The sequence below is a fragment of the Priestia sp. FSL W8-0001 genome (assembly GCF_038050335.1).
In the GTDB taxonomy this organism is placed as follows: domain Bacteria; phylum Bacillota; class Bacilli; order Bacillales; family Bacillaceae_H; genus Priestia; species Priestia flexa.
On sequence record NZ_JBBPAL010000001.1, the window covers coordinates 905,052 to 930,342 of the forward strand.

Below are 25,291 nucleotides of genomic sequence, written 5' to 3' on the forward strand. Positions count from 1 at the left end.
ATGTATAATATAATAGAAGATAAGGGGACATGAATAGGGGGAGAGAGGATGACCATTTCACTTTTTCTTATTTTGTTTGTGGGGATTGTTTCGCTAGTCGGGACGATATGGATTGCGAATAACGATGACAAACAGTATAAAAAGACTGGAAAAAAACGAATTCGAAACTTATCATTTATTTATGTAGCGCTACTAGTAGGTTCTGCTATTGCCGTTGCTGTTTATATTGCAAATATTTAATTTGGAAAGTAGGTTACCTTGAACCTCGAATATTATTAGAGGGTAAAGATTATTTAACTAGCGTACTTGAAGAAGAGGTTAAACTGTTGTGGTAGGTAGCTGAGGTATTTCAGTCAATTAGATATCCGAACGATTGCTGACTTGCAATCGTTCGGATGTTTTTTTGTTGATTCCGAAAACAAGTTAAAAAACTAGTGGAATGCAGCGCAATAGAACGAACGTGTTCTCACTGCCTAACTATGTTCGAACAGTCATGGTTTGTCTTTGAGAAGAAATCATTTAGTTATGTCCCAGCTGCGGTTTTTATCGCAAATTGAAATCTCCGCTTGAGACATCTACGTCTATTCGATGCGTACCCTTCCCATTCGTAGCTTGAATTTCATCTTCTTGTTCTTTCATTGTTTTAAAGTTAAATCGATTATTAATATCTCCCGTGCTCGCTTTGGCTTGTAAGGTAATATCAGCTTTAGGTGGCAGCGTAACAGTCATGTCTCCAGAGCTAACGTGAGCTTTAATCGAATCAACCACTCTATTTATAGAAATAGAAGCATCACCTGAAGACACGTGAGAATCCAACTTTCCTTCGTAGTTTTTAATCGTAATATCTCCTGACTGTAAATCAACTGAGCCTTCTTTTGTGCGCACTTTGTTGATTACGAGGTCTCCTGAGGAAACATTGATATCTAATTTATCCGCATCAATTCCTTGAATAACAGTATAGCCAGATTGGACTTTAACTGAAAAATTAGTAAGAGATAAAGAGGTTTCGTTAAACTCTACATCGCCTGAACCTACGTTTAGCTCTAAAGCATTGCTGTATTCTTTTGGAATATAAATTGTTAATTTACTGCTATTACCGAATGAGAAAAATGAAAAAGGCTTATTTTTATACGTAACGGTAATCGTTTTTCCATTGCGTTGAACATTTACTTTTCCCTTCCCTTGTAAATCCGCTTTTACTTCTTTTCCGTTATATTCTTCAATGACTGTATTTACGTTCGCTGTTTTAAGCTTAATACTTTCAATTGAATTTGTCAGAGCTGCTTCGGTTTTGGAGGATCCTAACGTCCATGTAGATGTGGTAAATGGATTAGTCAAAAGAAAAGCAGCTCCGATAAATACTAGAACCAAAAACAATAGTTTTTTCATGCTTCACCCTGCTTTCAATTTTATAAAGAAATAAGATACATCACCAATGTTATCCATTTTGTGGGAGTTAATCAATAGCCCGAGGAATGAATTATAGGTAAGACCTGAGATGTAGTTGGAGATTGGAATATACTTACTTATTTTTCTAAAATAATGAATGGGTTTCAGTTGCCGAAAGCTAAAAGTAAAAATAATCCATAAAATTCAAGTAACAGTCATAAAAATGTTAGTTTCATTACGAATTTTAAAGGAATTGTATGGTTTGTAATATTATTGTTTCTCTTGTAAGAAACTTAATCCAATCTGAACAAATGTTACCCATTCTTTCAATGAAACTGGCTTTCTCTATGCTAAGATAATGTCAGGTTATTTTTTCGGGAGGTATTTTTATGAAAAAAGGAAAATTGACAAAGTGGGTCATTACATCAGCTGCATCACTTTCATTTTTTGGAGTACAAGGAACAGCTGCATCAGCTGCATCTCATAAAGTATCGACAGGAGATACGCTGTGGAAGCTTAGTCAACAAGAAGGTGTATCGGTAGATGAATTAAAACAAGCGAATAATCGCACGAATGATATGATTTATGTTGGAGAAGTCCTAACAATTCCAGAAAAAGAGACAGTACATACAGTAGTACAAGGTGAGACATTGTTTAGTATTTCACAGACATATAATACAAGCGTAGATCGTTTGAAAGATTTAAACGGATTACAAGGTGATCTTATTAACGTAGGACAACAGCTAGTTGTAACGGGACAAGGAGCTTCTGAAGCGGCACCAGCACCACAGCCTACAAACGTAGGAGTTGCGGAAGCGGAAAAAGATTTATTAGCAAGGTTAGTAGAAGCAGAAGCGAAAGGTGAGCCGTACCAAGGTAAAGTAGCGGTAGCAACCGTGGTTATGAATCGTGTGGCGTCAGCCCAATTCCCTAACAGCATTACAGAGGTTATTAATCAACCTTTAGCTAACGGTGGTTACGAGTTTTCTCCAGTAGGCAATGGAACGATTAATCAGCCTGCTTCTGAGGAGTCAAGACGTGCTGTAGAAGAAGTGTTAGCAAATCCAGATCATCAAAACCCTGCGCTGTTTTTCTATAATCCACAGATTGCAACAAATTCGTGGTTAGAAACAAAGCAAGTAACAGCAGTTATCGGAAATCACGTATTTGCTAAATAAAAAGAAACGAGGATTTCCCTCGTTTCTTTTTTATTGCTTATAGATATGCTTGTAGCTGTTGCGATAGTTTAAGAAATTCTTGTTTGTTACGATGTAATAAGGCATGATCAATTTCTTTTTGAAGCTGTTGTTTTTGAAACATCCGAAGCGCATGATCTAATACCATTTCAGCCGTTAATGAATTCATTGTATCTTCTTCATTTTGTTTCTGGATATGATTCAAATGCTTTTCCACGGGGAAATCAACTCCTCAGAAATTTTTAGTTACCTATTCATGCTCTAAGCTATGCGATGTTTCTAAAAATGGTTCGTAGCTTACAGCCTATGGGGGAGATAAGAAAGCCATTTAAAATCGAATTAAGTAATGATAATTGTACTATAACAGGATATGTATATCAACTTTGTTATATAATTGATTGTCGTCTTTTTCTGACAAAAATCTATGGTCTAAACAAGAGTGTTCTAGCATAGGTGACCTTCTTATTCTTTATGAGTGTTTCCTATATTCCATTTGCTTATTCGCATTATTCTATTTATTCATTGTACATATGAGATATTACTCGTATAAGATATGTATAAACATCAATATCGAAAGCGTTAACATTAATTGTGAGAGAGGAACATAAAATGTCAGTGCTTACATTGAAACGCTATGTTTTGAGTGAAAGGGAACGCGAAAAATTAGAAGATGCATTGCTTACTAGCTTTCCAGAATGTGAATCTGTTGTGTGGCAGCTAGATGATGTAGAGCTTGGGGAATTGTATCACAAAAAAATGCAGATAAAAGCTTGATTATAAAAAAAGGGCAACGTTTCATCAGAAAACGTTGCCTTTATTCTTGCTTGGACGAGTCAATGCCGTATGCAAAGGGAATTAATGCACAGATTAAAGCAGCAGTTAGCTCAAATGTGAGCTGTAAGCCGTTAAGTTCATGACTTTGAAACATTAAAATCTTTTCAACCGTGCCAAATACAATAAAACCGAGGATGAGATAGCGTGCAATCCAAATCGCTTGTCTATAAGAAAGCAAGCCTTGTTTTAAATGCGCTGTAATGGTCTGAATCATATTTTTTCCTCCTTACCCAAACTAGTTATCTTTTAAACCTATTTTTATTGTAACAAATTATTTGATACTGTTAATTATTTAAAGTTTTCCATTCGAAAAACCTTCCTCAATCAGCTGAGGAAGGTTCTCTTTATTTTGCAAGTGGTATTGAAGAATCAGAACTTTGAGGTGGAGCTGGTGGATGAAATTCGTTTTCCATTTTTGAAACAACAACCGTTGCAACTCCGTTTCCAATTAAGTTCGTAATAGCACGAGCTTCAGACATAAAGCGATCCACACCAATTAATAATGCAAGACCTTCAACAGGAATCATTGGGAAGGCTGCTAATGTTGCTGCTAGAGTGATAAACCCAGAACCCGTTACGCCAGCGGCACCTTTTGATGTTAGCATTAACACACCTAGTAGCGTTAACTCTTGCCAAATCGTTAAGTCAACTCCATAGGCTTGTGCAATAAAAATTGCTGCCATTGATAGATAAATAGATGTCCCATCAAGGTTGAATGAATAACCAGTAGGGATAACCAGACCTACAACGGACTTAGAGCACCCGTATTGCTCCATACGATTCATCATTTTTGGTAAAGCTGATTCAGATGACGATGTACCAAGCACGAGTAAAATTTCTTCTTTAATAAACGCAATGAATTTTAAAATACTGAAGCCATAAAATTTAGCAATTGTACCTAAAACAAAAATGATGAATAAGAACATCGTAATATAGACAGATCCCATTAATTTTCCGAGCGAAACAAGTGAACCAATTCCAAAATTTCCGATTGTATAAGCCATCGCTCCGAAAGCAGCAATTGGAGAAATCTTCATAATCATATTAACGATTCCGAAGAAAATATCCGTCACTCGTTCAAAGAATGTAATGACAGGTGCTGCTTTTTTCGCCTAGAGCTGCTGTTGCAAGTCCAAATAACACGGCAAAAAATAAGATTGGAAGCAGTTCTCCGTTAGCCATTGCTCCAAAGACGCTATCTGGAATAATGCTCATCACAAAGTCCATGAATCCATGTTCAGCTTCGGCTGCTTGCTTCGTATACTCAGAGACGTCAGCTCCCTGTGCTCCGCTTATATTAAAGCCTTCACCAGGTTTTACGAAGTTAACAACAAGAATACCAATAGCTAAAGCGAACGTTGTGACAATTTCAAAATAAAGAAGTGCTTTACCACCAATACGCCCGACTTTTTTCAAATCGCCCATACCACCAATTCCAATGACAACAGTTAAAAAGATAATCGGTGCGATAACCATTTTAATTAATTTAATAAAGATGTCAGCTAATACTTTCAGCTGCGCGCCGAATTCAGGAAAAATAAACCCAACCATAATCCCTAAGATAATCCCAATAATAACGCGAACTGTTAAGTTGTTAAAATTAATCTTCATCTTCCATCCCCCTTGATTCATAATTTGATAGCGTTTTCATTTGTTTTGTAAACCTATAGTACCGCATATGAATGGGGGTGAAATTTCTGGTGATAATGGTCTTTTTGTTCATTAAGTTCTTAGAATTTTCATAGAAAAGAGTTTGGGACATAACAAAATAATTGCTTCTAAAAGACGAGCAATAGCTGTTCCCATCTCTTTAGGTTATCTGAACACGTTCGTTCCATTGCGTTACGGCCACTCGCTTTCTGCGGGGAGGAACCTGAGCTTCCTCGCTGCGCTTTGGGATCTCAGGTTTACCTCTTTTTCCCGCAGGAGTCGAGTGTCCTACGCTCCATTCCACCCTGTTTCCAACATTGTTTTCACAATCAACAAAAAACCTGAGCGATTAAAAGTTATGAACTCTCAATCGTTCAGGTATAGTAGAGGCTGAACTACTTATGTCTCAGTCTCTTTAATTACTTCTTATATGTTTCTTCCACAATATCTTTTGTTAAACGCTTTTGAAACTCTGTATAAAGTGGTTTAAAGCGCTGCTTCCACTTATCTCTTTCCTGTTCTGTTAAATAATGAACTTGAATCGAAGACTCATTTTTAATTTTTTCGAGCTGCTGATCATTCATTCCTTTCGAGTGCTCCCACATCCAAGCTGTTGTTTCCTCCATCGCATTTGAAAGCAGAAGTTGAACATCGGGAGGCAAGCTGTTCCAATAGCTCTCGTCCATCATGACCGCATAGCCTAAGTAGCCGTGATTACTAATCGTCATGTAGCGCTGCAGCATATATAAACGCTTTGAATAGATATTTGAAATTGTGTTCTCTTGACCGTCAAACTCTTGTTTTTCCAGCGATTCATACACTCGGTTAAATGGAGCAATGGTAGGTTTAGCATCAAGTAGATCAAACTGCTTTTTTATGACTTCGCTTGGCATAATACGAAAGCGTTGGCCTTTAAAGTCATCCGGGACAGCCAGCTTTTTTTGACTACTCGTCATTTGTTTAAATCCATTGTTCCAGAATGCTAGTCCTTTTAAATTTTCTTTTTTGAGAGATGCTTGCAGACTCTTGCCAATCTGACCGTTTAACGCGGCTTCAACTTCACCTTCATCTTTAAACATAAATGGGAGGTCAAAAAGTAGCCAATCCTCGTTTAAATCTGCAAGTTTTGAGAAAGAAGGAGCAATCATTTGAACGTCATTTCGTCTTAAAGCATCTACTTCTTCTGTATCAGAATAGAGCACACTATTTGAGAAAACTTCAACTTTAACCTTGCCATCTGATCGTTCATTAACAACCTTGGCAAACTTTTGAGCTGCTAATCCTTTTGGGGTGTTTTCAGCTACAACATGACTAAAGTTAATCACAATCTGCTCATCCAGTCCTCGTTGTTCATCATCTCTATAGACGTGTTCTGAATGTAAAAACGAAGGAGGGAAAAGCAAAATATAAGTAAAGAAAGCGCTGACAAATAAAGCTGTTACAATAAATATTCGCATAGGGTCTTACTCTCAGCTCCTCGCATCTCGATGAGAAGAATTGTAATCTTATGATTTATTTTACCATGCAGATTTGGAGCATGGTAAAATAAATATAGATAGTATATGTGAGAAAGAAGAGGTAGCTTAGGCTTTATGAATCGATTTTCAATGCAAACGAAAATGACTGCCTTAATCTTTTTTATTATCGTCTTTGCGCTGTTTTTAGCCGGTCTTGTCGTGATTAAAGAGTTTGTGGAATCAAAGGAAGAAGATTTACGTCAGAGAGCTCTTGTAACATCAAGAACTGTAGCTGAAATGACGGAGGTTAGCGAAAAGATAACGGGAGATGAACAAAAAAGGCAGAAAATTAACACAATAGTAGACCCCATTCGAATTATTCACGGGGCAGATTATGTAGTGGTACTTGATATGGAAAAGATAAGGCTGTCTCATCCAGTCAACGCTATGATTGGCACAAAATCGCATGGTGAAGATGAAGGACAAGCATTTGCTGAACACACATACACGGATAAGGCCAAAGGAGAAAGTGGCACCGTGGTGCGTTCACTCGTTCCAATTATTAATCACCACCATGAACAGGTTGGCGTTGTAATTAGTGGTTATTTGTTGCCGACTTTTTCAGAAGTTATACAGAGCTTGAAAAAAGAGATTTTTATCATCAGTCTGCTAATTCTACTATTTGGTGGATGGGGAGCTTGGGTACTAGCTTCTCACATAAAAAAGCAAATGTTTGAGTTAGAACCAGATGAGATTGCACGGCTATTTGTCGAGCGAACGGAAACCTTTAACGCTATGCATGAAGCTGTAATCGCGATTGATAAAGATGAGTATATTACAATTTTTAACGATAAAGCAAAAACCATTATGAATATTCATGATGATGTAATTGGAAAATTGATTTATGACGTCATTCCAGATACCCGCTTACCAGAGATTTTACAGCTGAATCAACCGGTTTATAACAAAGAGCTTCAAGTACGGAATTTAACGATTTTAAGCAATCGGGTTCCAATTAAGGTAAAAGGAGAAACTGTAGGAGCAGTTGCGATTTTCCAGGACCGAACTGAAGTAAAGAAGCTAGCTGAAGAACTAACTGGGGTAAAAGCATTTGTCAGTGCACTTCGCGTTCAAAGTCATGAATATATGAATAAGCTTCATACAATTGCAGGGCTGATACAGCTTGGAAACAATGAAAAAGCGCTGGAGTACGTCTTCGATGTTTCCGAGCAGCAGGAAGAATTGACGAATTTCTTACACAAAAATATTAAAAATGAAAGCATATCAGGCTTGTTAATTAGCAAAGTAAGCAGAGGAAAAGAATTGGGAATTACGTTAACAATTGATAAGCATAGCTATTTAGAAACGTTTCCTCAGCATTTAGATCATCATGATTTTGTAATCATTATTGGGAATTTGATTGAAAACGCTTTCGATTCGTATGCTAACTCTTTTCAGGATGAGAAAGAAGTCTATGTCAGCATTGAACAAACAGAGGACGTGTTGTCTATTTTGGTAGAGGATAACGGATGCGGCATGGCTAAAGAAGAAGCGAAGCATATCTTTGAAGAGGGATTTTCGACAAAGGCAAAGGAAAATCGAGGTATTGGTCTTTATTTAATTCACCAAATTGTTCAAAAAGGTGATGGAGATATTGCGATTGAAACAGAATATGGGCGTGGCACGGCGTTTACCATTACATTTGTACTATAGGTTATAAGTGAAAAGGGGATGGAAACATGACAAAAAGCCAATGGAAGGTACTTGTGATTGAAGATGATTTAATGGTTCAAGAAGTGAATAAGCAATTCATCGAGCAGGTGGAAGGGTTTGTAGTGACAAACGTCGCATCAAACGGAGTAGAAGGGTTACAAATGATTGAAAAAGATAATCCGGATCTAATCATCATCGACATGTATATGCCGAATCAAGACGGACTTACCACACTTCAAAAAATTCGCTCAAAGGGCTATCAATCAGATGTAATTGCCGTCACAGCGGCCAGTGACAGTGAAACGGTCAAGCGTGTATTGCAATACGGAGCCGTTGATTATATTATGAAGCCATTTAAGTTTGAACGCATGAAGCAAGCTTTAGAAAACTATCGACAGCGCCAAACCAAACTAAGCAAAAGCGAATCTATCACTCAAGATGAAGTCGATACGCTATTATTTAAAACAGCCGCTGAGAAAAATCCAACGTTACCGAAAGGGTTAAACACGGTCACGTTAGCTGGAATCCGGTCGTATTTACACAGCCAAACTGATCCAATTTCAGCAGAAGAAGTTGCAGAAGGAATGGGTATTGCAAGGGTCACGGCACGTCGATACTTAGAGTATTTAGATCAAGAGAAAGAAGTTGAGCTTTACGTAGAGTATGGCCGAGTCGGCAGGCCTGTTAACCGTTATTTATTGCAACAAAAGTAGTCATAAAAAAGACCGGTTCTTTGCTGGACCGGTCTCTGTAGCTATGATTCATAGATTTCTTTAATTCCTGATAAGCGTAAAGATAACGTATTGTGATTTTCATCCTGTAAAGATAATGTTTGTTCGACTAGGTTTAACTGTTTTACTTTTCCTTTGAAAGTTTCTAATAAACCATCACGATAATAATTAACTGTAACAGAACCGTTTTTTCGTAAAGCTTTTAAAATCATTAGATAATCTCCTCTCATGGTATGTTTTATTTATGAAAACCGAAGTAAAATGTAAGCAGTTTTTTATCTACTTTTAGTATACACAAAAATAGTAAGCGTTTTCACTAAAAAAATGAACACTTTGTGAAATTTTGCACATCTACTTTTAAAAAAATCTTTACAACGTAAATCTTACTCTTTCTTTATGAAATTCAAGTGAAAAAACTGTTAATCTCATGTTAAGAGTTTGTTACCTAAAGGTTTTCTTGACAAACACCTTTGCCTCTACTATACCTGAACGATTGAGAGTTCATAACTTTTAATCATTCAGATTTTTTGGTTGATTGTGAAAACAATGTTGGAAACAGGGTGGAATGGAGCGTAGGACACTCGACTCCTGCGGAAAGGAAGCAATCTGAAATGGAAATCACGCTAGGCAGAGAACAAGTGCTTCCCCCTCTAAAAACAAGTTAAATCTGACATAACTAAATATAATAGCTAACGATAAAAAAACGATATTTTAACTATGGCTATAAATATCATATAGTTAAGGTAACAAAGAATTAATCGATTGTAGAGGAGGCGACAAGATGTTTTGGAAAAAAGATGAACCCGTAGCTGTTCATGGTGTACTTTTTTACGGTTTGCTGAGTAAAAAGCAACGAGCAATCCTCAAAGAAATTGAAAAAGTTACTGCCCCTGAAGAATGGAACGGTTTAAAAGGCGTTTATTGCCTCGGCAGTGTTAAGGTACAAGGAAGAGACGTATTAGGCGTTTATTACGGACAATTTCCAAAGCAAACCTCTTCAAAAAAGCAAGCTCTACAATTTGAAATTAACTATAAAAAATATACAGTGACAGAGTGTCCTATTGTCTTTGTTGACACCATGAAAAACAAAAAAGCTCATCAGTTCGCTTTCATCGTTCTTCATGAACTAGGTCATCACGTAGATCGAACTCAAAACCAAGCTGTATTAAGAGAAGGAAACAAACAGCAAGAACTATTTGCAAACACATATGCAATTGAACGTTTTTTACAAATGGAAGGAATGGAATCCAAGCAGCTTCACAATATTCCTTACCTTCAAGAAGCGATTCAGGAATACCAACAATCGCACTATCCATTCTGTCCTCCGCTTACTCTTCGTGTTGAATAACGAACCCACCCCTACCTATGTTTTAAAAGCCATGAACAAAAAGGATTTAATTATATAAAAAGTTTTAAAAGTATTTATATGACGAATTATTTACAGCGAACCGAATCTTAAATTATGATTATTTTAAGAAAAAACAGAAAATTAGGGTTCTGTAAGAACAGAAGCTAGTATAACTGGCTGCTGAGTTTTTAACATCATGTAAATGAAGATAAAACCATAGCTTTGTCAACTTTAATGAAAGCGTATACAAAACAAGGGGTAGGGGGGATTTATATGTTAGCAATACTTGGTTTTGCAATGGTATGTACCTTCATGTTTTTAATTATGACAAATCGCTTAACACCACTAATTGCACTGATGGTTATTCCTGTTATATTTGCAATCATTGGTGGCTTTACAACAGATATAGGTGAAATGGCGTTAGCAGGTGTAAAAGAATTAGCACCAACGGGCGTAATGCTCATGTTTGCTATTCTATACTTTGGTATTATGATTGATGCTGGGTTATTTGATCCAGTTGTAGGTAAAATCTTAAAGATTGTTAAAGGGGATCCACTGAAAATTACGATTGGGACAGCCATTCTTGTTTTAACTATTTCATTGGATGGTGACGGAACAACAACATACATGATTACGCTCTCTGCAATGTTACCGCTTTATAAAAAGTTAAACATGAGTACGATGATGTTAGCCTGTATTGCGATTATGGGAAGCGGAGTTATGAACTTAACGCCTTGGGGTGGTCCAACTGCTCGTGCGATGAGTGCATTAAATCTAGACGCTTCTCAAGTATTTACACCGTTAATTCCAGCGATGGTTGGAGGAGCAATTTGGGTTATCTTCACCGCTTACCTATTTGGTAAAAAAGAACGTCAACGTTTAGGCGTAATTGATTTAAAAGATATTTCATCTGTACAAGTTGCGTTTGCAGAGCAAGCAGCAGCAGTGGAGCAGCCAAGCTACAAGCGTCCAAAATTACTTTATGTAAATCTTGGCTTAACAATTTTATTAATGGTTGGGTTAATTAGCGGAATCATGCCTTTACAAATTTTATTTATGATAGCGTTTGCTATTGCGATTATGATTAACTATCCAAATTTAGAAACACAAAAAGAACGAATTACAGCTCATGCGGGTAACGTACTAGCCGTTGTGTCACTAGTATTTGCAGCAGGGATCTTTACAGGGATTTTATCTGGTACAAAGATGGTTGATGCGATGGGAAATAGCTTAGTTTCTCTTATTCCAGATGCACTGGGACCTTACATGTCAGTCATCACAGCCATTACAAGCATGCCATTTACATTCTTTATGTCAAATGATGCTTACTACTATGGCATTCTACCAATTATCGCACAGGCAGCAGCCACATACGGAATCGACGCAGCTGAAATTGCGCGTGCATCATTAATCGGTCAGCCAGTTCACTTGCTAAGTCCACTTGTTGCTTCCACATATCTATTAGTAGGTATGGCGAAAGTTGACCTTGGAGAATTCCAGCGCTACACGTTAAAATGGACGATTGGTACATCAATGGTCATGCTGCTTGTTGCTATCATTACAGGGGTCATTACCTTGTAACATGAGAACTTATTCGCTTTCAAGCGGATAAGTTCTTTTCTATATAATTGATAGGTAAGTTCAAGATATAAGAAGTAGTCTAATTCGATAGTAATGCTTTTAAATAATCAAGAAGACGATAAAGTTCTTATCTTGAAACCTCATACCAAGTAGAGGGAGGTTTTTAAAACACAAAAAAATGAACGGTTCTCATCAAAAGGCACCTTAATAAAAAAACCTGTGATTGTAATGGAAGATGCGCCACTCCTGCAGGACTAGCGAGACAGGCGAGACCCCGCAGTTTACGAGGAGGCCCGGCGCTCGCCCTGCGGAAAGGTGGCAATCTGGAATGGAAATCACACTACGTAAAAACAGTGCTTTTAAAATTCAAACAAGAGAGTAAACTCCTCAAAGGTTGTGCCTATTCGAAAGCCTCCTGCCAGGCAGAGAGCGCATTTTGTAATGATCTTATTCAAGGCTGAAAGATAATATTTATAAAAGTCAGACAAATCAAAACGTAAGATAAAAATTTTGGTAGAATAAAAGAGGAGTGCAAATAGAAGAAGGATGTCAAAATAGAATGAAAAAAACAATTTCCATTTCGTTAGAAACAAAAACAGTTGGCCTTACTGTTGGTTTGGTACTACTTGTGGTTACATTACTTGCTAGTATCTTTTCTTATATGCAAGCAGTGGAGTCAAAAAAGCAAGCAGAACAGTTAGCTTTGCAGGCTGCCAAATCGATTTCCTTTATGCCAGAAGTCAAACAAGCTTTCAATGACAAGAATCCTTCAAAGGTCATTCAGCCTTTAGCAGAGCAAGTACGTGAACAAATTGGTGCTGAAGCCATTATCGTTGAAAACCGAAAAAAAGCCATTTATTCGCCTGACGAAGAGAAAAGAACAGACCGTCAAACCAATGCCAGTTCCAACTATCGTGCGCTTATGTTTGGAGGGTACTATACGCTGGAAGGCATGGGAACTTCGGGTCTATCTATTATGGGGAAAGCTCCGGTGATTAGCGAACAAGGAAAATACCGTGAAATTATTGGTGTCGTTACCGTAGAATTTCTAGAGCGAGACGTTCATGCTCATTTAATTAAGCGCATTCAACAGATTATTTTTTACGCTTTTCTCGTCCTTCTTCTTGGAATCGTTGGGGGAGTCTTACTCGCTAAAAGCATTAAAAAAGATACTCTTGGCTTAGAGCCAAACGAAATCGCTTCTTTGTATCGGGAGCGTAGTGCAATTTTGCGATCGATAAAAGAAGGCATTATCGCCATTGATGCGAAAGGTCGAATTACGATGATGAATACATCAGCGAGGCATATGCTCGGCTTGCAGGATAACTATACCCCAAAGTCAATCATTGAAGTATTCCCTTATACAAACATGATGCGGGTGCTGGTAGATGGTCAAGCGCAAAATGATCAAGAGATTCGCTTTCATAATAAACTTTTTATTTTAAACTTATTGCCCATTATTGAAAATGACAAAATCGTTGGTGTCGTAGCAAGTTTCCGCGATAAAACAGAGCTGAATCATTTAATCCATACGCTAGGAGAAGTACGGAGATACTCTGAGGACTTACGGGCACAAACACATGAATTCACAAACAAGCTTTATGTGCTATCTGGACTGCTACAGCTAGGAGAGTATGATGAGGCCTTTGAATTTATTCAAAAAGAGTCCAATGCGCACCAAACGCAAAATCGAATTTTATTTCATCAAATTTTGGATGCTAAAGTACAAGCTGTGCTATTAGGTAAGATGGGCAAAGCGTCTGAAAAGAAAGTAGAGTTTACCATTGCAGAGGATAGCTTATTGAAAGAGCTACCTTCGCATATTGATGTCTCACACTTAATCATCATTATTGGAAACCTAATTGATAATGCTTTTGATGCAGTTAGTACGCAAGATGACAAGAAAGTATCGTTTTTTATTACCGATATTGGTCAAGACATCATTATTGAAGTAAGTGATAATGGAAGTGGAATTTCAGAAGAAATAATTGATAAATTGTTTTCAAAAGGATTTTCGACGAAAGGACAAAACCGAGGATATGGGCTTTCAAACGTGAAAGAAATGATCGATGAGCTTCAAGGTTGGATTGACATTCATCCTGAAGAAGAAGGTACCACATTCTCTGTTTATCTACCGAAGCAAAAGTAGACGCAATTGGGATGAGAGAAAATCAAACAAAGGAGAGAGACATCATGTTAAAAGTAGCCATTGCAGAGGATGATTTTCGAATCGCTCAGGTTCAAGAACGATTTTTACAAGAAATAGAGAATGTGAAAGTGGTAGGAAAAGCTTTAAATGCTAAAGAAGCGATAGAGATGCTCGAGCAAGAACCTATCGATTTGCTTATTTTGGATATTTATATGCCTGATGAAATGGGAACGGATTTATTACCACGTATTCGAGAACGATTTCCGGAAGTAGATGTCATTGTGGTGACGGCTGCCACTGAAAGGGATATTTTAGAGCGATGTTTGCGAAATGGTGTTGTTAATTACTTGATTAAGCCTGTAAAAATGGAGTCATTCATTGAAGCAATTGAAGGGTACCAGAAAAAAAGAAGCTTGCTGCAAGCTCGAGATGAAGTGGACCAATCGTTTGTTAATTCGTATTTTGGCTATGATAAGCAGCAGTCGCCAGTGGAAAAAGTCTTACCATCTGGAATTGACGGTATCACGTTAAAGCAGGTGAAAGCTATTTTAGAAGGCCTCACAGAAGGTATTACAATCGAAGAAATGGGCAAAAAGATGGGCGTATCTCGAACGACGGCTCGTCGTTACTTAGAATATTTAGTATCTGTGCAAGAATGTCATGTTCAGTATGATTATGGCATTGTTGGTCGACCAGAGCGAAAGTATCATTTGACATAGGTCAGGATGAATTATATGAAAAAGTGGATTAGTTTAGTAAGCATAATACTTGTGTTAATGAGCTGTAGTAATCATGATCAAAGTGTGCACTTTGATCACGTAGAATTAGTAGCCCCAGGAGCGGTTGGAGGTGGAGCGGATTTAACCGCTAGGACCATGCAGCACGTGTTACAACAAGAAGTAATGGATGTACCTGTTTCTGTTGTCAATAAAACACAAAGTCAAGGAGAAGAAGCATGGCGTTATGTACAGCAACTTGAAGGGGGAAACGTCATTTCAGGTAACTCTAGCTTATTGATTACGAATCATTTACTGGGGCAAAGTCAGCTAACGTATAAAAACTTTACGCCTCTTGCGATTTTGGCAACCGAATGGGAAGTCATCGTTGTTCCAGCCTCTTCCTCCATTATGACAATGAAGAGCTTGATGGATGCTTTAAAAGAAAATCATCATCCATTAAAGATTGGATTATCTCCTCGGTTAGGTAATGATGATCATTTGTCGTTTGTGCAAGCAGCGCAAAAAGCAAAAGTTGAAACGTCTCGCTTAGCTTTTTACGTATATGGAAGTAGCCATGGCGTGCTGGACGCGCTCCAAGAGAATGAAGTTCAAGTAGCTCCTATGTCGTTATCAGAAGCGAAGGATGCGTATGAGCGAGGGGATGTTCGGATTTTGGGCGTTTCAGCTCCGCGGCGCTTAGCAGAATTTAATGACGTTCCAACGTGGAAAGAAGAAGGAATTGACGTTGTTTTTAGCCATTGGAGAGGATTAATGGGTCCACCAAATATGACGCAAGAAGAAATTGATTACTGGAATCAAGCCATATACAAAATGGTCAATACGAAGGCGTGGAAACAGCTTTTAAAAGAAAATGATTTTTATCCTTTTTATAAAAACAGCAGCGGTGCCTCTGTGTTTTTGGAAAGACAAAGTAAGCTATATGAAGAATTAATGAGCGGCAAGTAAAAAAGCTATATGACTTCATATAGCTTCTTACTTGTTTAATGAATATCATGCAAATCAATCTCTTCAATAAACTCAATGAATGCTTTTACAATTTTAATTTCAAGTGACTCCTCATGAAAGTACATCCACGTTTTTCGAAGCAAAGCAGTCCCATCTTCGTTTTGCATCGGAATGACGTGAAGCCCTTCAACATCTTCAACTAGCATGTGGGGAAGCATCGCGTAACCAAGGCCGTTTTCTACCATCTTTTTACATGTATCTGCTTTATCTACGTGAATGCTGACGCTTGGAGGCTGATTGAAATTTTCGCTCCACCAATGGTCGACAGCTGTTTTCAAAAAGCGGTCTTGATGATAATCAATGCGAGGTAGACGCGGAAGATCGTTTAGCTCGATCGGTGTCTTTGAAGCAATACACACCGTTTCTTCAAAGATAAGCCGCTTTTCGTTGCGCCAGTTATAATCACCTTTTACAAAAGCAATATGAACATCTTGGTGATGCAGGAGGTTTACAACGTCGCTGCTCCAGCCGGTTGTTACTTTAAATTCAACATCTGGATACTTATCTTTAAACAAACGCAAGAGTCCGGGTAATTTATAATCTGTGAAGAAATTCGAGACGCCAAGCCTTAGTGTGCCTGTTAATTTATCGCCCATATTTAAGACGTGGTCTTTTATGTGCTGGAGATGCGCAATCATTTTATCAGCAGATTTTGCTAAATATTCTCCTTGAGGTGTAAAGTGGATACCTCTGCGCCCACGGTTAACAATCTGTACACCAAATTCTTTTTCCATCTGTTGCAGGCGGTTCGTCAGGGCTGGTTGTGAGATATAAAGTAGTTTTGCAGCTTTTGTGATGTTTTTTTCTTGGTATAAAAGCTGTAAAATGAGCCAATCGCGATCGTCCATGTCTTCCTCCTTTATTCAGGCATTAATTTTTTTTATCTTTCTACATACAAATCCGATATTTCAATTATCTCTAAAAGTATACTATAGTTTAGATAGATAGAAAACGTAAAGTTTATGCGTAAGAGCAAGGGGACTTAAACCGCTTGTTTTGTTTTTTAACTGACAAAGTAATCGTAGCAAAAATAGAAAGAAGGATTTGAAATGAAAGCAACATTATCTTTTTCATCTACGCTTTTATTGATTATACTAAGCGCTTTAGGCGGGCTGTTATTGTCTTCATTAGGAATGTCAATCGGCTGGATGATTGGAACACTTATTGTGGCAACAACTTTAGCAATTACTCGTCCTCAATTTTTGAAGGTTCCTTCGAATTCTAAAGGAATGCCAAAGGTTTGGCTGTATATCGGTCAGCTTATTCTAGCAATTGAGCTGGGGCAACAAATTAATCTAACGGTTGTCAGCACATTTGTAGATAATTGGCTTCCTGTATCTATCATTTTATTAATCTCTATTTTATTTTCATTAGGCTCTGGGTTTATTCTTTTTAAATTCACCTCAAATGATTTGTTAACAAGCTTGTTCAGTACAGCTCCTGGTGGACTAAGTGCCATGCCAGGGATTGCAGAAGAGGTGGGAGCAAACACTGCAACGGTAAGCGTTGTTCAAATTATGCGCGTATTCCTTGTTGTGCTTACGGTTCCACTTCTGGTTTCATCGTTAGGAGAACAAGCAACAGTAGCAGCACCCTCTAAGGCAGCTTTTTCTTTTAGTTTAGAGTCAGTATCATGGACATTTGTATTAGTCTTTGCAGCATTTATTGGATACCTAATTGGCAAGCGTTTCAAATTTCCGGCTCCGTGGCTTGTTGGAGGGATGCTGACGGTAGGCATCATGCAAGTAGCAGGCTCAGCGATTGCAGGCTATAACTTAACAGCGTGGTGGCCACATCTTGTCTTAATTATTGCGCAAGTAATCATTGCGACAAGCATTGGTTCACGTTTTCACGCTGATATGTTTCAGGGTATGAAGCGAACGATTGGAGTGGCTTTTATTAGCACAATTGTGTTAATTGGTACGATGTTTCTATGTGCATATATCGTATCTGAGGTTGGAGGCATACCATTTATTACAACAGCACTTGCTTTTGCTCCAGGAGGAGTTGCGGAGATGGCGACCACTTCTGTTGTACTAGGAGCAGATGCACCGTTTGTTGTAGCTGTTCAAGTATTTCGTATTTTAATTGTTTCGCTGCTATTACCACCAATCTTTAGATGGTTCTATCAGGTTGGGGAGCAGAAAGTTCATGCTCATGCTAAGGTTCAAGAAAGGTAATAGCTGACTTATGAAGAGAGGTAGTGGTGGGAAATGAATCATGAAAAAGAGCTAGTGGTGAGTCAATTTGGCAGCAATGCTAAAAACTATGTGAAAAGCAAAGGCCATTCCAAAGGAGCTGATTTAGCTTTCTTAACGGAAGTAGCGGCTGATTATGCCGGAGAAAAAGCCTTGGATATCGCAACGGGTGGAGGCCACGTAGCTAATAAGCTTGCCGGTTTATTTGGTGAGGTAGTAGCTTTTGATCTTACTCCACAAATGCTCCTTTATGCAGAAGAATTTATCAAAAGTAACGGTCATGAGAACGTATCGTTTGTCCAGGGTGAAGCAGAGAAACTACCGTTTTTAGATGAAGCGTTTAATCTCGTAACGTGCCGAATCGCTCCTCATCACTTTACCGATGTGCAAAGCTTTGTTAACGAATCAGCTCGGGTATTAAAGAAAGACGGAGCGTTTATAGTCGTGGATAACGTGGCGCCAGAAAGCGACGCATATGATACTTTTTATAACGAAGTGGAAAAGAAGCGAGATCCTAGCCATAAGCGTGCTTATAAAAAGACAGAGTGGTTTAAAATGTTAGAGGGAGCGGGCTTCACAATTGAGCTAATGACGCGCTTTCCAAAAACATTTCTGTTTGATGATTGGTGTGAAATGATGAAAGTACCGCTAAACGATAAGCAAGAGCTCATAGAAAAGATGCTGCGTGCTTCAAGTGAACTGAAAACGTTCTTTCATATTCAAACAGACGGTAAAAGCATTCAATCGTTTCAAGCAGAATCCGTTTTAATTGTTGCGAAAAAATAAGAGAAGCCGTGCTCCTGTGAGAGCGTGGCTTGTTGTTTCAACACCAGCTCCAAGTAAGAGCATGGTTGTTTGAACAATTTCTTCGTCTGTGAAACCTTCTCCATCTATATTGACTTGAATTAAATCCGAAATAATGTCATCTGCAAGATTTGAACGTTTTTGAACGACAAGTGGATAGAGATATTCAAAATATTCTTTAGCTGCCTGTTGTTTTTCTTGTTCGAGTTCATGAAGGAGCTCTTTATCGTAAGGTTGAAATAATACGTCTATCCAATGTTTGAACTGGTGACGGTCTTCAATCGGTACGCCGAATAAATCTGCAATCACGTAGCTAGGTAAAGGCGATGCAAAAACTTCGACAATATCTACAGTTGTATTCGCTTCGATGTCTTTGACAAGATTAGCAGCAATTTGACGAATGCGTGGCTCCCAGTTCTTTAAGCTACGTGGTGTAAAAGCAGCAGAAAGTAAAGAGCGTGCTTTACGGTGATCAGGTGGATCTAACAGCGTTAGTTTGGTATCTCAGTTACCGGAATTACTTCTTGTTTCATTGTTCGTTCCTCCTTCTATAGAGATGGAAAAGAGTAAATGCTCTCTAAACTTTTTGTGCATACAGTTCGATAAAATGAACCTATAGTTCAAAATGTACCTTAATTATATAGGGGGTATTGTTTGCTCATCAACTGAAATAGAAAAGTTGAGCGTAAAGAAATGAAAAAAATGCAAATGATATCCATATGTCGATGTGCTAGCTGAAATATACATTTGTAGCCCTACTCATAAGAACGTGATAGGATATTAACTAGAATTGAGATATAAAGGCGGTATGAAAGATGATTAAAGCAATTGTGTTTGACTTTGATGGATTAATTGTAGATACAGAATCAGTTTGGTATGAAGTATACTGCGATATGCTAGAACCTCGTGGCGTACATTTGAAAATTGAAGAGTTTGCGTCTTATATAGGAACGGATACCAAAGCGCTTTACGACTTTTTATATGAGCAGTTTGGTCGTGAATTAACGAAGGAAGAAATTGCAAAAGAGTCATTAAAGCGTCACCGAGAAAAAATGAAGCAGCTTGCAGCTCGTGAAGGCGTTCTTGAGTATTTAAAAGAAGCGAAAGAATTAGGACTGAAAATTGGTTTAGCTAGCAGTTCAGACCGTGCATGGGTTACGTCGTTTTTAAAGGAATTAGATCTCCTTGGTCATTTCGAAGTGATGCAAACGCGTGGCGACGTGGAAAAAGTTAAGCCAGATCCAGCTCTTTATAAGCAAACAGTTGAAAAGCTAGGCGTAAAACCTTCTGAAGCCATTGCTTTTGAAGACTCAGCCAACGGTGCAAAAGCTGCGATTGCTGCGGGTTTACAATGTGTAATTGTGCCGAATCGTCTCTCTGCACATTTGACGTTTGAAACGTATCACTTACGCATTGCCTCTATGAAAGAGAAGTCGTTGCAAGAAGTAATTGAACAGGTAAGTCATTAAAAAAGTGAAGCTAGCATTAGCTCCACTTTCTATGGTTCTAAGTGTATTTTTGGGAACGGAATACGAGGCGGTTGTATTACTGTCCAACTTGTCAAAAGAAGTAAGTATAGAAAAGGAGGGATTTTAAGCTGAATAGCTCGTCCCTAGTCTTCTATACTTGGTAGGCATCCGATAGAATTAAACATAACGCTATTGTGGCTTTGAAGGTCAAATTAGAATTCTGCAAATTGTATTGAACTATATAAGGTAGTGTGGTACAACTAATAGAGGTAATAATCAGATAGTTTTACAAAAAAATAGTCATTATCAAACCACTAGGGGTGCTTTTCAAAGCTGAGAGAGACGCTTGTCTTAACCCTTATAACCTGAACTAGGTAATACTAGCGTAGGAAAGAGGTATTGTGTGCTACATCTATGACTTTTACGTGATGTAAGAGGGATACATGTGTATATTCAAGCGCTTCTTTTCTATGAAAAGAAGCGCTTTTTTTATGTGGTTTAGAAGGAGGGAATTGGTATGAATATTACGGATGTAGTAAAGCAAGTAGATGACAAACGAGATGAGCTTATTGAACTTTTGACCAAGCTCATATCTTACAAAACACCAGCACCACCTGCACGTAATACAAAAGAAGCGCAGAGCTATATTGCGCGGCTGTTGGAAAGCTATGGTTTTGAAACAGATATGTGGGACGTGTATCCAAATGATCCTAACGTTGTTGGAACATTAAAGGGAACAAATCGAAGTGGGTACCAGAGCTTGATTATTAATGGACATATTGATGTTGCAGCTGTTAACGAAGACGAAGGATGGAATGCTGATCCGTTTCAAGCGAGGTGCGGTGAAGAATTTATTACGGGGAGAGGCGCTGCCGATATGAAAGGCGGACTCGCTGGTGCGCTGTTTGCTATTAAGCTTCTACGTGAAGCTGGAGTGGAGTTTCCTGGTGATTTAGTGTTTCAGTCAGTTATCGGTGAAGAGGTTGGAGAGGCAGGTACCCTTGAATGCTGCAAGCGAGGATATAGCGCAGACTTTGCGGTTGTGGTTGATACAAGTGATTTGCAAATCCAAGGTCAAGGTGGAGTCATTACCGGGTGGATAACTGTGAAAAGTAAGCAAACATATCATGATGCCACAAGAAGACAAATGATTCATGCCGGCGGCGGTTTGTTGGGAGCCAGTGCAATTGAAAAAATGATGAAATTAATTGGTGCACTACAAGAGTTAGAGCGCCACTGGGCTGTTGTCAAAAGCTATCCTGGCTTTCCGCCTGGAACAAATACAATAAATCCAGCGGTTATTGAAGGTGGTCGCCACGCAGCGTTTATCGCAGATGAGTGCAGGCTGTGGGTGACCGTTCATTATTATCCAAATGAATCGTATGAAGAAGTAGCGAAAGAAGTAGAAGACCATCTGTTACAGGTTGCAAAAGCAGATCGGTGGCTAAGAGAAAATCTCCCAACGTTTAAGTGGGGAGGAACATCAATGATTGAAGATAGAGGTGAAATTTTCCCTGCATTTGAAGTAGATAGAAATCACCCAGCAGTTCACTCGTTAGTCAGTGCTCATAGAGAAGTGACAATGAAAGAAGCGAAAGTCAACGTTTCTCCAACGGTTACGGACGGTGGCTGGCTAGCTGATGCACGTATAGCTACAGTTATTTATGGCCCAGGCGAATTAACGGAAGCACACGCTGTTAATGAAAAGCTGTCCGTTGATCAATTACTCGATTACACGAAAGTGATGGTTCAGTTTATTTATGAGTGGCTACATACAAAAAAGGAGAGTGCCTAATGAGATTCAGTGAACGTTTATATGAAAAAGTAAAGCCTATTTGGAAGCAAACGCATGAGCATCCCTTTGTAAAGGGGATGGGAGAAGGGACGTTAGAGCAAGAGAAGTTTCGCTTTTATATGGTACAAGATTACGTGTATTTAATTGATTATGCGAAGCTATTTGCACTTGGAGCAGTAAAAGCAACAGATGTTCAAACGATGGGGAAATTTGCAGCGTTATTACATTCAACAATCAACGAAGAGATGGAGCTACATAGACAGTATGCAAAACGTTTTTTAATTACTCCTGAAGAACTAGAAACAGCAGAGCCCGCGCCAACAACGCTTGCTTACACGCACTATATGCTTCACGTTTCTCAAAACGGAACGCTAGCTGAGCTTGTTGCCGCACTGCTCCCGTGCATGTGGAGCTATTGGGAAATTGGCAAAGAGCTTTCCACTCAGCCTGGAGCAGCTCATGAGCTTTATAGTGAGTGGATTCACATGTACAGCTCAGCTGAATTTGGTGAGCTTGCGACTTGGTGCATCGATCTAATGGATCAGCTAGCAGAAGGAAAATCAGAAGCAGAGCTTAACAAGCTAGAAGAAATCTTTATTAATACGACGCGCTTTGAATACTTATTCTGGGATATGGCTTATGAAAAAGCGATGTGGCCTGTTCATGTATAAAAAAGCTTTGGAGTTTGAAAAGGTGACTTTCTCATATGAAGAAAGCAAAGGAGCAATCTTAGAATCTCTTAATTTTGATATTAAAGAAGGAGAGTTTGTCAGCATTGTTGGTGCAAGCGGTTCAGGAAAGAGCACGCTTTTTCGACTCATTACCGGGTTAGAGATAGAGCAGACGGGAAGGATTTTAATTAATGGTCAGCAGCATCATAGTAGATTGGGTCATGTGGGATACATGCCCCAAGAAGATCTTCTTTTACCTTGGAGGACGATTCTAGATAACGCTGCTTTACCTTTAGAGTTAAAAGGAGTAGCGAAGGGAAAAGCATATACACAAGTAAAAGAGCTGCTAAGTGAATTTGGGTTAGAAGGGTATGAACATCGATTTCCTGCCGATTTATCAGGAGGAATGAAGCAGCGGGTTTCGTTTCTTCGTAGCGTGCTAAGCGGGTCAAACGTACTTTTGCTAGATGAACCGTTTAGTGCCTTGGATGCCATTACTCGTCTATCCATGCAGGAGTGGCTGCTTGAACAGTGGCAAAAGCGTAAGCAAACCATTTTGTTTATCACCCATGATGTACAGGAAGCGCTGTTTTTATCAGATCGAATCTTTATCTTTGATAAGCAGCCTTTAAAGGAATTTCAGCAGGTCAAGGTACCTCTTGAAAGGCCAAGGTCTCTGAAGGATATAGATCGACCAGAGATTGTAAAGCTAAAGCATCAACTGATGGAAGAGCTCAGAATGAAGGTGGATGCATGAAGAAGGTAAAAGAGTGGAGTTCATCTATTATTTTAACGCTCATGTTGCTGCTTATTTGGCAGGTTATCGCTTATGTTGTGGCGATGCCCTTTATTTTACCATCTCCAGTTGAGGTGTGCGTGAGAATATGGGAGCTAAAAGATGTGCTGTTCATTGAACATTTACCTTCAACGCTACGGATTATTTTAATAGGTTTAGCCATTTCAATTGTTGTAGGCGTGGTGGTTGCGATTTGGATGAATAACAACAAAACCATTGAGCGGGCTATCTATCCTATTTTAGTAGCTTCGCAAACCATTCCAATCATAGCGCTAGCGCCTATTTTTGTACTTTGGTTTGGCTATTCAATCTGGAGCAAAGTAGTTGTAACGGTCTTAATTACGTTTTTCCCTATTACCGTTAACACGTTTGATGGTCTTCGCTCAACGAGACGTGAACACGTTGAACTTTTAAAAACGATGGGAGCGACTAAACGAGATCTTTTTATGAAGCTAAGTGTTCCAGCCGCTTTACCTCATTTTTATTCAGGTTTAAAAGTAGCGGTAACCTTAAGCGTTATTGGCGCTGCGATCGGTGAATGGCTCGGTGCACAAGCCGGTTTAGGTTATTTCAGTCGACGGATGATGACACAGTTTGATGGGGCTGGTGTATTCGCTCCAATCGTTGTGTTATCCCTTATCGGCATCATCTCTTTTATTGGCATTACATGGATTGAACGTAAATCACTGAAGTGGAGGAAATTTAAATGAAAAAATGGCTAGTTAGTTTATCATTGCTGCTTTTAGTAGTAGTAACGGCAGCTTGTGGGAAAGACGCTACAAGCTCATCAATTAATAAAAAAGATTTAAAGGAAGTAACGGTGATGCTCGATTGGTATCCAAACGCTGTACATAGCTTTTTATACGTAGCACAAGAAAAAGGTTATTTTGAAGAAGAAGGTGTAAAGGTAGATATTCAATATCCTGCCAACCCAACCGACCCGTTAAATCTAGCGGCTACGGGTAAAGTCACGTTAGGTTTTTACTATCAGCCAGATGTCGTAATGGCAAGAGCCAACGAAAACGTTCCGGTGAAGTCAGTAGGAGCTATTGTCCGTTCTCCGTTAAATCACGTTGTGTTTTTAGACGAAAGTCCTGTTAAACGCCCAAAAGATTTAGAAGGCAAGACGGTAGGCTATACGGGAATTCCTTTAAATGAAGCTCTGCTGAAAAGGATGATCAAAACGGACGGAGGGAATCCGGACAAGGTAAAAATGGCTGACGTAGGCTTTGAATTAGGGTCTTCAGTTGTAACCAAAAAAGTCGACGCGGTAATCGGGGCTTATATTAACCATGAAGTTCCTGTTTTAAAAGACAAAGGATATGATACACGCTATTTTAATCCAACCGATTATGGTGTTCCCAATTATTACGAGCTAGTAGCCGTAACAAGTGATCATACATGGGAAAAAGATGAAGAATCAATTCGTGCTTTTTGGAAAGCAGCAACAAAGGGCTATGAATTCATGAATGAACATCCGGATGAAGCTCTTGATATTCTATTAAGCAATCAAGACAAAGCGAATTTTCCACTAGTGGAAGGAGTAGAAAAACAAAGTTTGGATATCTTACTTCCAAAGATGGAGTCAGCTGAAGGCTTTGGAAGTCAGACAAATAAGTCTTGGGAAGAAACAGCGAAGTGGTTAAAGGATTCTAGTTTAATTAAAAAAGAACCCAAGCCAGAGGATATGTTTATAGATTTGACAAACTAATAAAAAAGAGACTGAGACATAAGTAGTTCAGTCCTTACTATACCTGAACGATTG

The 25,291-nt window shown here is 38.7% G+C and carries 24 protein-coding genes, 2 pseudogenes and 1 riboswitch; of the genes and pseudogenes, 18 read left to right on the forward strand and 8 right to left on the reverse strand.

The genetic code is table 11. The features are described from left to right. The first annotated feature begins 48 nt into the window (after nt 1-48). The gene (locus MKZ18_RS04755) at nt 49-240 is read left to right on the forward strand and encodes a hypothetical protein (RefSeq protein ID WP_076512585.1); all 192 of its coding nucleotides are present in this window, start codon (nt 49-51) and stop codon (nt 238-240) included. Nucleotides 241-543: 303 nt separating this feature from the next. Here the strand turns inward: MKZ18_RS04755 and MKZ18_RS04760 are convergent, their stop codons facing one another. Then, nucleotides 544-1,389 (reverse strand): DUF4097 family beta strand repeat-containing protein, encoded by an 846-nt coding sequence (locus MKZ18_RS04760; RefSeq protein WP_340842895.1) that lies wholly within the window; start codon nt 1,387-1,389, stop codon nt 544-546. A 389-nt stretch (nt 1,390-1,778) separates the two neighbouring features. On the opposite strand from MKZ18_RS04760, the gene MKZ18_RS04765 reads away from it, so the two are divergent. After that, complete coding sequence (locus tag MKZ18_RS04765; protein ID WP_340842894.1) at nt 1,779-2,567, forward strand: cell wall hydrolase; 789 nt, start codon at nt 1,779-1,781, stop codon at nt 2,565-2,567. A gap of 37 nt (nt 2,568-2,604) precedes the next feature. Here MKZ18_RS04765 and MKZ18_RS04770 read toward each other — a convergent pair whose 3' ends face one another. Continuing rightward, complete coding sequence (locus MKZ18_RS04770) at nt 2,605-2,802, reverse strand: IDEAL domain-containing protein (RefSeq protein WP_025910344.1); 198 nt, start codon at nt 2,800-2,802, stop codon at nt 2,605-2,607. Between the two features lie 392 nt (nt 2,803-3,194). Between MKZ18_RS04770 and MKZ18_RS04775 the strand changes: the two genes are divergently transcribed. Then, the gene (locus MKZ18_RS04775; protein ID WP_153301191.1) at nt 3,195-3,359 is read left to right on the forward strand and encodes a hypothetical protein; all 165 of its coding nucleotides are present in this window, start codon (nt 3,195-3,197) and stop codon (nt 3,357-3,359) included. A 40-nt stretch (nt 3,360-3,399) separates the two neighbouring features. Here the strand turns inward: MKZ18_RS04775 and MKZ18_RS04780 are convergent, their stop codons facing one another. The 3 genes and pseudogenes from MKZ18_RS04780 to MKZ18_RS04790 form a co-directional block, all read right to left on the reverse strand. Next, nucleotides 3,400-3,633, reverse strand: coding sequence for a hypothetical protein (locus MKZ18_RS04780; protein WP_061786374.1), 234 nt, complete (start codon nt 3,631-3,633; stop codon nt 3,400-3,402). A gap of 130 nt (nt 3,634-3,763) precedes the next feature. Beyond that, a pseudogene (locus MKZ18_RS04785) lies at nt 3,764-5,030 on the reverse strand (dicarboxylate/amino acid:cation symporter). A gap of 458 nt (nt 5,031-5,488) precedes the next feature. Beyond that, on the reverse strand, nt 5,489-6,526 hold the full coding sequence (locus MKZ18_RS04790; RefSeq protein WP_076512583.1) for a DctP family TRAP transporter solute-binding subunit: 1,038 nt from the start codon (nt 6,524-6,526) through the stop codon (nt 5,489-5,491). Between the two features lie 135 nt (nt 6,527-6,661). Here MKZ18_RS04790 and MKZ18_RS04795 point away from each other — a divergent pair, with 135 nt between their 5' ends. After that, nucleotides 6,662-8,239, forward strand: coding sequence for an ATP-binding protein (locus MKZ18_RS04795; RefSeq protein WP_025910349.1), 1,578 nt, complete (start codon nt 6,662-6,664; stop codon nt 8,237-8,239). 26 nt (nt 8,240-8,265) lie between these two features. After that, entirely contained in the window at nt 8,266-8,952 is a 687-nt protein-coding gene (locus tag MKZ18_RS04800) for a response regulator (protein ID WP_025910352.1), read from the forward strand. Nucleotides 8,953-8,993: 41 nt separating this feature from the next. On the opposite strand, the gene MKZ18_RS04805 is transcribed toward MKZ18_RS04800, so the two are convergent. Then, nucleotides 8,994-9,182, reverse strand: coding sequence for a YolD-like family protein (locus MKZ18_RS04805; protein ID WP_025910354.1), 189 nt, complete (start codon nt 9,180-9,182; stop codon nt 8,994-8,996). 569 nt (nt 9,183-9,751) lie between these two features. On the opposite strand from MKZ18_RS04805, the gene MKZ18_RS04810 reads away from it, so the two are divergent. The 5 genes from MKZ18_RS04810 (at nt 9,752) to MKZ18_RS04830 (ending at nt 15,733) form a co-directional block, all read left to right on the forward strand. Beyond that, on the forward strand, nt 9,752-10,318 hold the full coding sequence (locus MKZ18_RS04810) for an ImmA/IrrE family metallo-endopeptidase (RefSeq protein ID WP_061786162.1): 567 nt from the start codon (nt 9,752-9,754) through the stop codon (nt 10,316-10,318). Nucleotides 10,319-10,591: 273 nt separating this feature from the next. Further along, nucleotides 10,592-11,899: a CitMHS family transporter gene (locus MKZ18_RS04815; protein ID WP_025910357.1), complete on the forward strand. Its 1,308-nt coding sequence runs from the start codon at nt 10,592-10,594 to the stop codon at nt 11,897-11,899. Between the two features lie 559 nt (nt 11,900-12,458). Next, a complete protein-coding gene (locus MKZ18_RS04820; protein ID WP_061786163.1) occupies nt 12,459-14,048 on the forward strand; it encodes an ATP-binding protein in 1,590 nt (529 codons plus the stop codon). Between the two features lie 44 nt (nt 14,049-14,092). Then, complete coding sequence (locus MKZ18_RS04825; protein ID WP_340842893.1) at nt 14,093-14,767, forward strand: response regulator; 675 nt, start codon at nt 14,093-14,095, stop codon at nt 14,765-14,767. Between the two features lie 15 nt (nt 14,768-14,782). After that, complete coding sequence (locus MKZ18_RS04830; protein ID WP_119544018.1) at nt 14,783-15,733, forward strand: tripartite tricarboxylate transporter substrate binding protein; 951 nt, start codon at nt 14,783-14,785, stop codon at nt 15,731-15,733. 35 nt (nt 15,734-15,768) lie between these two features. Here the strand turns inward: MKZ18_RS04830 and MKZ18_RS04835 are convergent, their stop codons facing one another. Beyond that, complete coding sequence (locus MKZ18_RS04835; protein WP_025910360.1) at nt 15,769-16,641, reverse strand: LysR family transcriptional regulator; 873 nt, start codon at nt 16,639-16,641, stop codon at nt 15,769-15,771. A gap of 201 nt (nt 16,642-16,842) precedes the next feature. On the opposite strand from MKZ18_RS04835, the gene MKZ18_RS04840 reads away from it, so the two are divergent. Both MKZ18_RS04840 and MKZ18_RS04845 read left to right on the forward strand, forming a co-directional pair. Then, entirely contained in the window at nt 16,843-17,973 is a 1,131-nt protein-coding gene (locus MKZ18_RS04840; RefSeq protein ID WP_025910362.1) for an AbrB family transcriptional regulator, read from the forward strand. Between the two features lie 33 nt (nt 17,974-18,006). Then, on the forward strand, nt 18,007-18,777 hold the full coding sequence (locus MKZ18_RS04845) for a class I SAM-dependent methyltransferase (protein ID WP_025910363.1): 771 nt from the start codon (nt 18,007-18,009) through the stop codon (nt 18,775-18,777). Between the two features lie 18 nt (nt 18,778-18,795). On the opposite strand, the pseudogene MKZ18_RS04850 reads toward MKZ18_RS04845, so the two are convergent. Further along, nucleotides 18,796-19,296 (reverse strand): annotated as a pseudogene (locus tag MKZ18_RS04850) (cytochrome P450); the annotation flags it as partial. A 314-nt stretch (nt 19,297-19,610) separates the two neighbouring features. Here MKZ18_RS04850 and MKZ18_RS04855 point away from each other — a divergent pair. From MKZ18_RS04855 to MKZ18_RS04880, 6 genes are all read left to right on the forward strand, one after another. Then, nucleotides 19,611-20,264, forward strand: a complete 654-nt coding sequence (locus MKZ18_RS04855) for an HAD family hydrolase (RefSeq protein ID WP_035320926.1) — start codon at nt 19,611-19,613, stop codon at nt 20,262-20,264. A gap of 306 nt (nt 20,265-20,570) precedes the next feature. After that, nucleotides 20,571-20,673: riboswitch (TPP riboswitch) on the forward strand. A gap of 108 nt (nt 20,674-20,781) precedes the next feature. After that, entirely contained in the window at nt 20,782-22,059 is a 1,278-nt protein-coding gene (locus MKZ18_RS04860) for an acetylornithine deacetylase (protein ID WP_163070623.1), read from the forward strand. Next, nucleotides 22,059-22,730 carry a thiaminase II gene (gene tenA / locus MKZ18_RS04865; RefSeq protein WP_025910367.1) on the forward strand — a complete coding sequence of 224 codons (672 nt, stop codon included), beginning with the start codon at nt 22,059-22,061 and terminating at the stop codon, nt 22,728-22,730. Before MKZ18_RS04860 ends, tenA begins: the two co-directional genes overlap by 1 nt. After that, nucleotides 22,723-23,487 carry an ABC transporter ATP-binding protein gene (locus tag MKZ18_RS04870; protein WP_283880633.1) on the forward strand — a complete coding sequence of 255 codons (765 nt, stop codon included), beginning with the start codon at nt 22,723-22,725 and terminating at the stop codon, nt 23,485-23,487. The genes tenA and MKZ18_RS04870 overlap by 8 nt, the downstream gene beginning before the upstream one ends. Then, complete coding sequence (locus MKZ18_RS04875; RefSeq protein ID WP_061786167.1) at nt 23,484-24,236, forward strand: ABC transporter permease; 753 nt, start codon at nt 23,484-23,486, stop codon at nt 24,234-24,236. The genes MKZ18_RS04870 and MKZ18_RS04875 overlap by 4 nt, the downstream gene beginning before the upstream one ends. Continuing rightward, a complete protein-coding gene (locus MKZ18_RS04880; RefSeq protein ID WP_100347222.1) occupies nt 24,233-25,237 on the forward strand; it encodes an ABC transporter substrate-binding protein in 1,005 nt (334 codons plus the stop codon). Before MKZ18_RS04875 ends, MKZ18_RS04880 begins: the two co-directional genes overlap by 4 nt. The last annotated feature ends 54 nt before the right edge of the window (nt 25,238-25,291 follow it).

Excerpts from the sequence above, each read along its gene's own strand:
- MKZ18_RS04755 (WP_076512585.1), top strand. The coding sequence starts at position 49 with ATGACCATTTCACTTTTTCTTATTTTGTTTGTGGGGATTGTTTCGCTA.
- MKZ18_RS04760 (WP_340842895.1), bottom strand. The coding sequence starts at position 1,389 with ATGAAAAAACTATTGTTTTTGGTTCTAGTATTTATCGGAGCTGCTTTT.
- MKZ18_RS04765 (WP_340842894.1), top strand. The coding sequence starts at position 1,779 with ATGAAAAAAGGAAAATTGACAAAGTGGGTCATTACATCAGCTGCATCA.
- MKZ18_RS04775 (WP_153301191.1), top strand. The coding sequence starts at position 3,195 with ATGTCAGTGCTTACATTGAAACGCTATGTTTTGAGTGAAAGGGAACGC.
- MKZ18_RS04780 (WP_061786374.1), bottom strand. The coding sequence starts at position 3,633 with ATGATTCAGACCATTACAGCGCATTTAAAACAAGGCTTGCTTTCTTAT.
- MKZ18_RS04790 (WP_076512583.1), bottom strand. The coding sequence starts at position 6,526 with ATGCGAATATTTATTGTAACAGCTTTATTTGTCAGCGCTTTCTTTACT.
- MKZ18_RS04795 (WP_025910349.1), top strand. The coding sequence starts at position 6,662 with ATGAATCGATTTTCAATGCAAACGAAAATGACTGCCTTAATCTTTTTT.
- MKZ18_RS04800 (WP_025910352.1), top strand. The coding sequence starts at position 8,266 with ATGACAAAAAGCCAATGGAAGGTACTTGTGATTGAAGATGATTTAATG.
- MKZ18_RS04805 (WP_025910354.1), bottom strand. The coding sequence starts at position 9,182 with ATGATTTTAAAAGCTTTACGAAAAAACGGTTCTGTTACAGTTAATTAT.
- MKZ18_RS04810 (WP_061786162.1), top strand. The coding sequence starts at position 9,752 with ATGTTTTGGAAAAAAGATGAACCCGTAGCTGTTCATGGTGTACTTTTT.
- MKZ18_RS04815 (WP_025910357.1), top strand. The coding sequence starts at position 10,592 with ATGTTAGCAATACTTGGTTTTGCAATGGTATGTACCTTCATGTTTTTA.
- MKZ18_RS04820 (WP_061786163.1), top strand. The coding sequence starts at position 12,459 with ATGAAAAAAACAATTTCCATTTCGTTAGAAACAAAAACAGTTGGCCTT.
- MKZ18_RS04825 (WP_340842893.1), top strand. The coding sequence starts at position 14,093 with ATGTTAAAAGTAGCCATTGCAGAGGATGATTTTCGAATCGCTCAGGTT.
- MKZ18_RS04830 (WP_119544018.1), top strand. The coding sequence starts at position 14,783 with ATGAAAAAGTGGATTAGTTTAGTAAGCATAATACTTGTGTTAATGAGC.
- MKZ18_RS04835 (WP_025910360.1), bottom strand. The coding sequence starts at position 16,641 with ATGGACGATCGCGATTGGCTCATTTTACAGCTTTTATACCAAGAAAAA.
- MKZ18_RS04840 (WP_025910362.1), top strand. The coding sequence starts at position 16,843 with ATGAAAGCAACATTATCTTTTTCATCTACGCTTTTATTGATTATACTA.
- MKZ18_RS04845 (WP_025910363.1), top strand. The coding sequence starts at position 18,007 with ATGAATCATGAAAAAGAGCTAGTGGTGAGTCAATTTGGCAGCAATGCT.
- MKZ18_RS04855 (WP_035320926.1), top strand. The coding sequence starts at position 19,611 with ATGATTAAAGCAATTGTGTTTGACTTTGATGGATTAATTGTAGATACA.
- MKZ18_RS04860 (WP_163070623.1), top strand. The coding sequence starts at position 20,782 with ATGAATATTACGGATGTAGTAAAGCAAGTAGATGACAAACGAGATGAG.
- tenA (WP_025910367.1), top strand. The coding sequence starts at position 22,059 with ATGAGATTCAGTGAACGTTTATATGAAAAAGTAAAGCCTATTTGGAAG.
- MKZ18_RS04870 (WP_283880633.1), top strand. The coding sequence starts at position 22,723 with ATGTATAAAAAAGCTTTGGAGTTTGAAAAGGTGACTTTCTCATATGAA.
- MKZ18_RS04875 (WP_061786167.1), top strand. The coding sequence starts at position 23,484 with ATGAAGAAGGTAAAAGAGTGGAGTTCATCTATTATTTTAACGCTCATG.
- MKZ18_RS04880 (WP_100347222.1), top strand. The coding sequence starts at position 24,233 with ATGAAAAAATGGCTAGTTAGTTTATCATTGCTGCTTTTAGTAGTAGTA.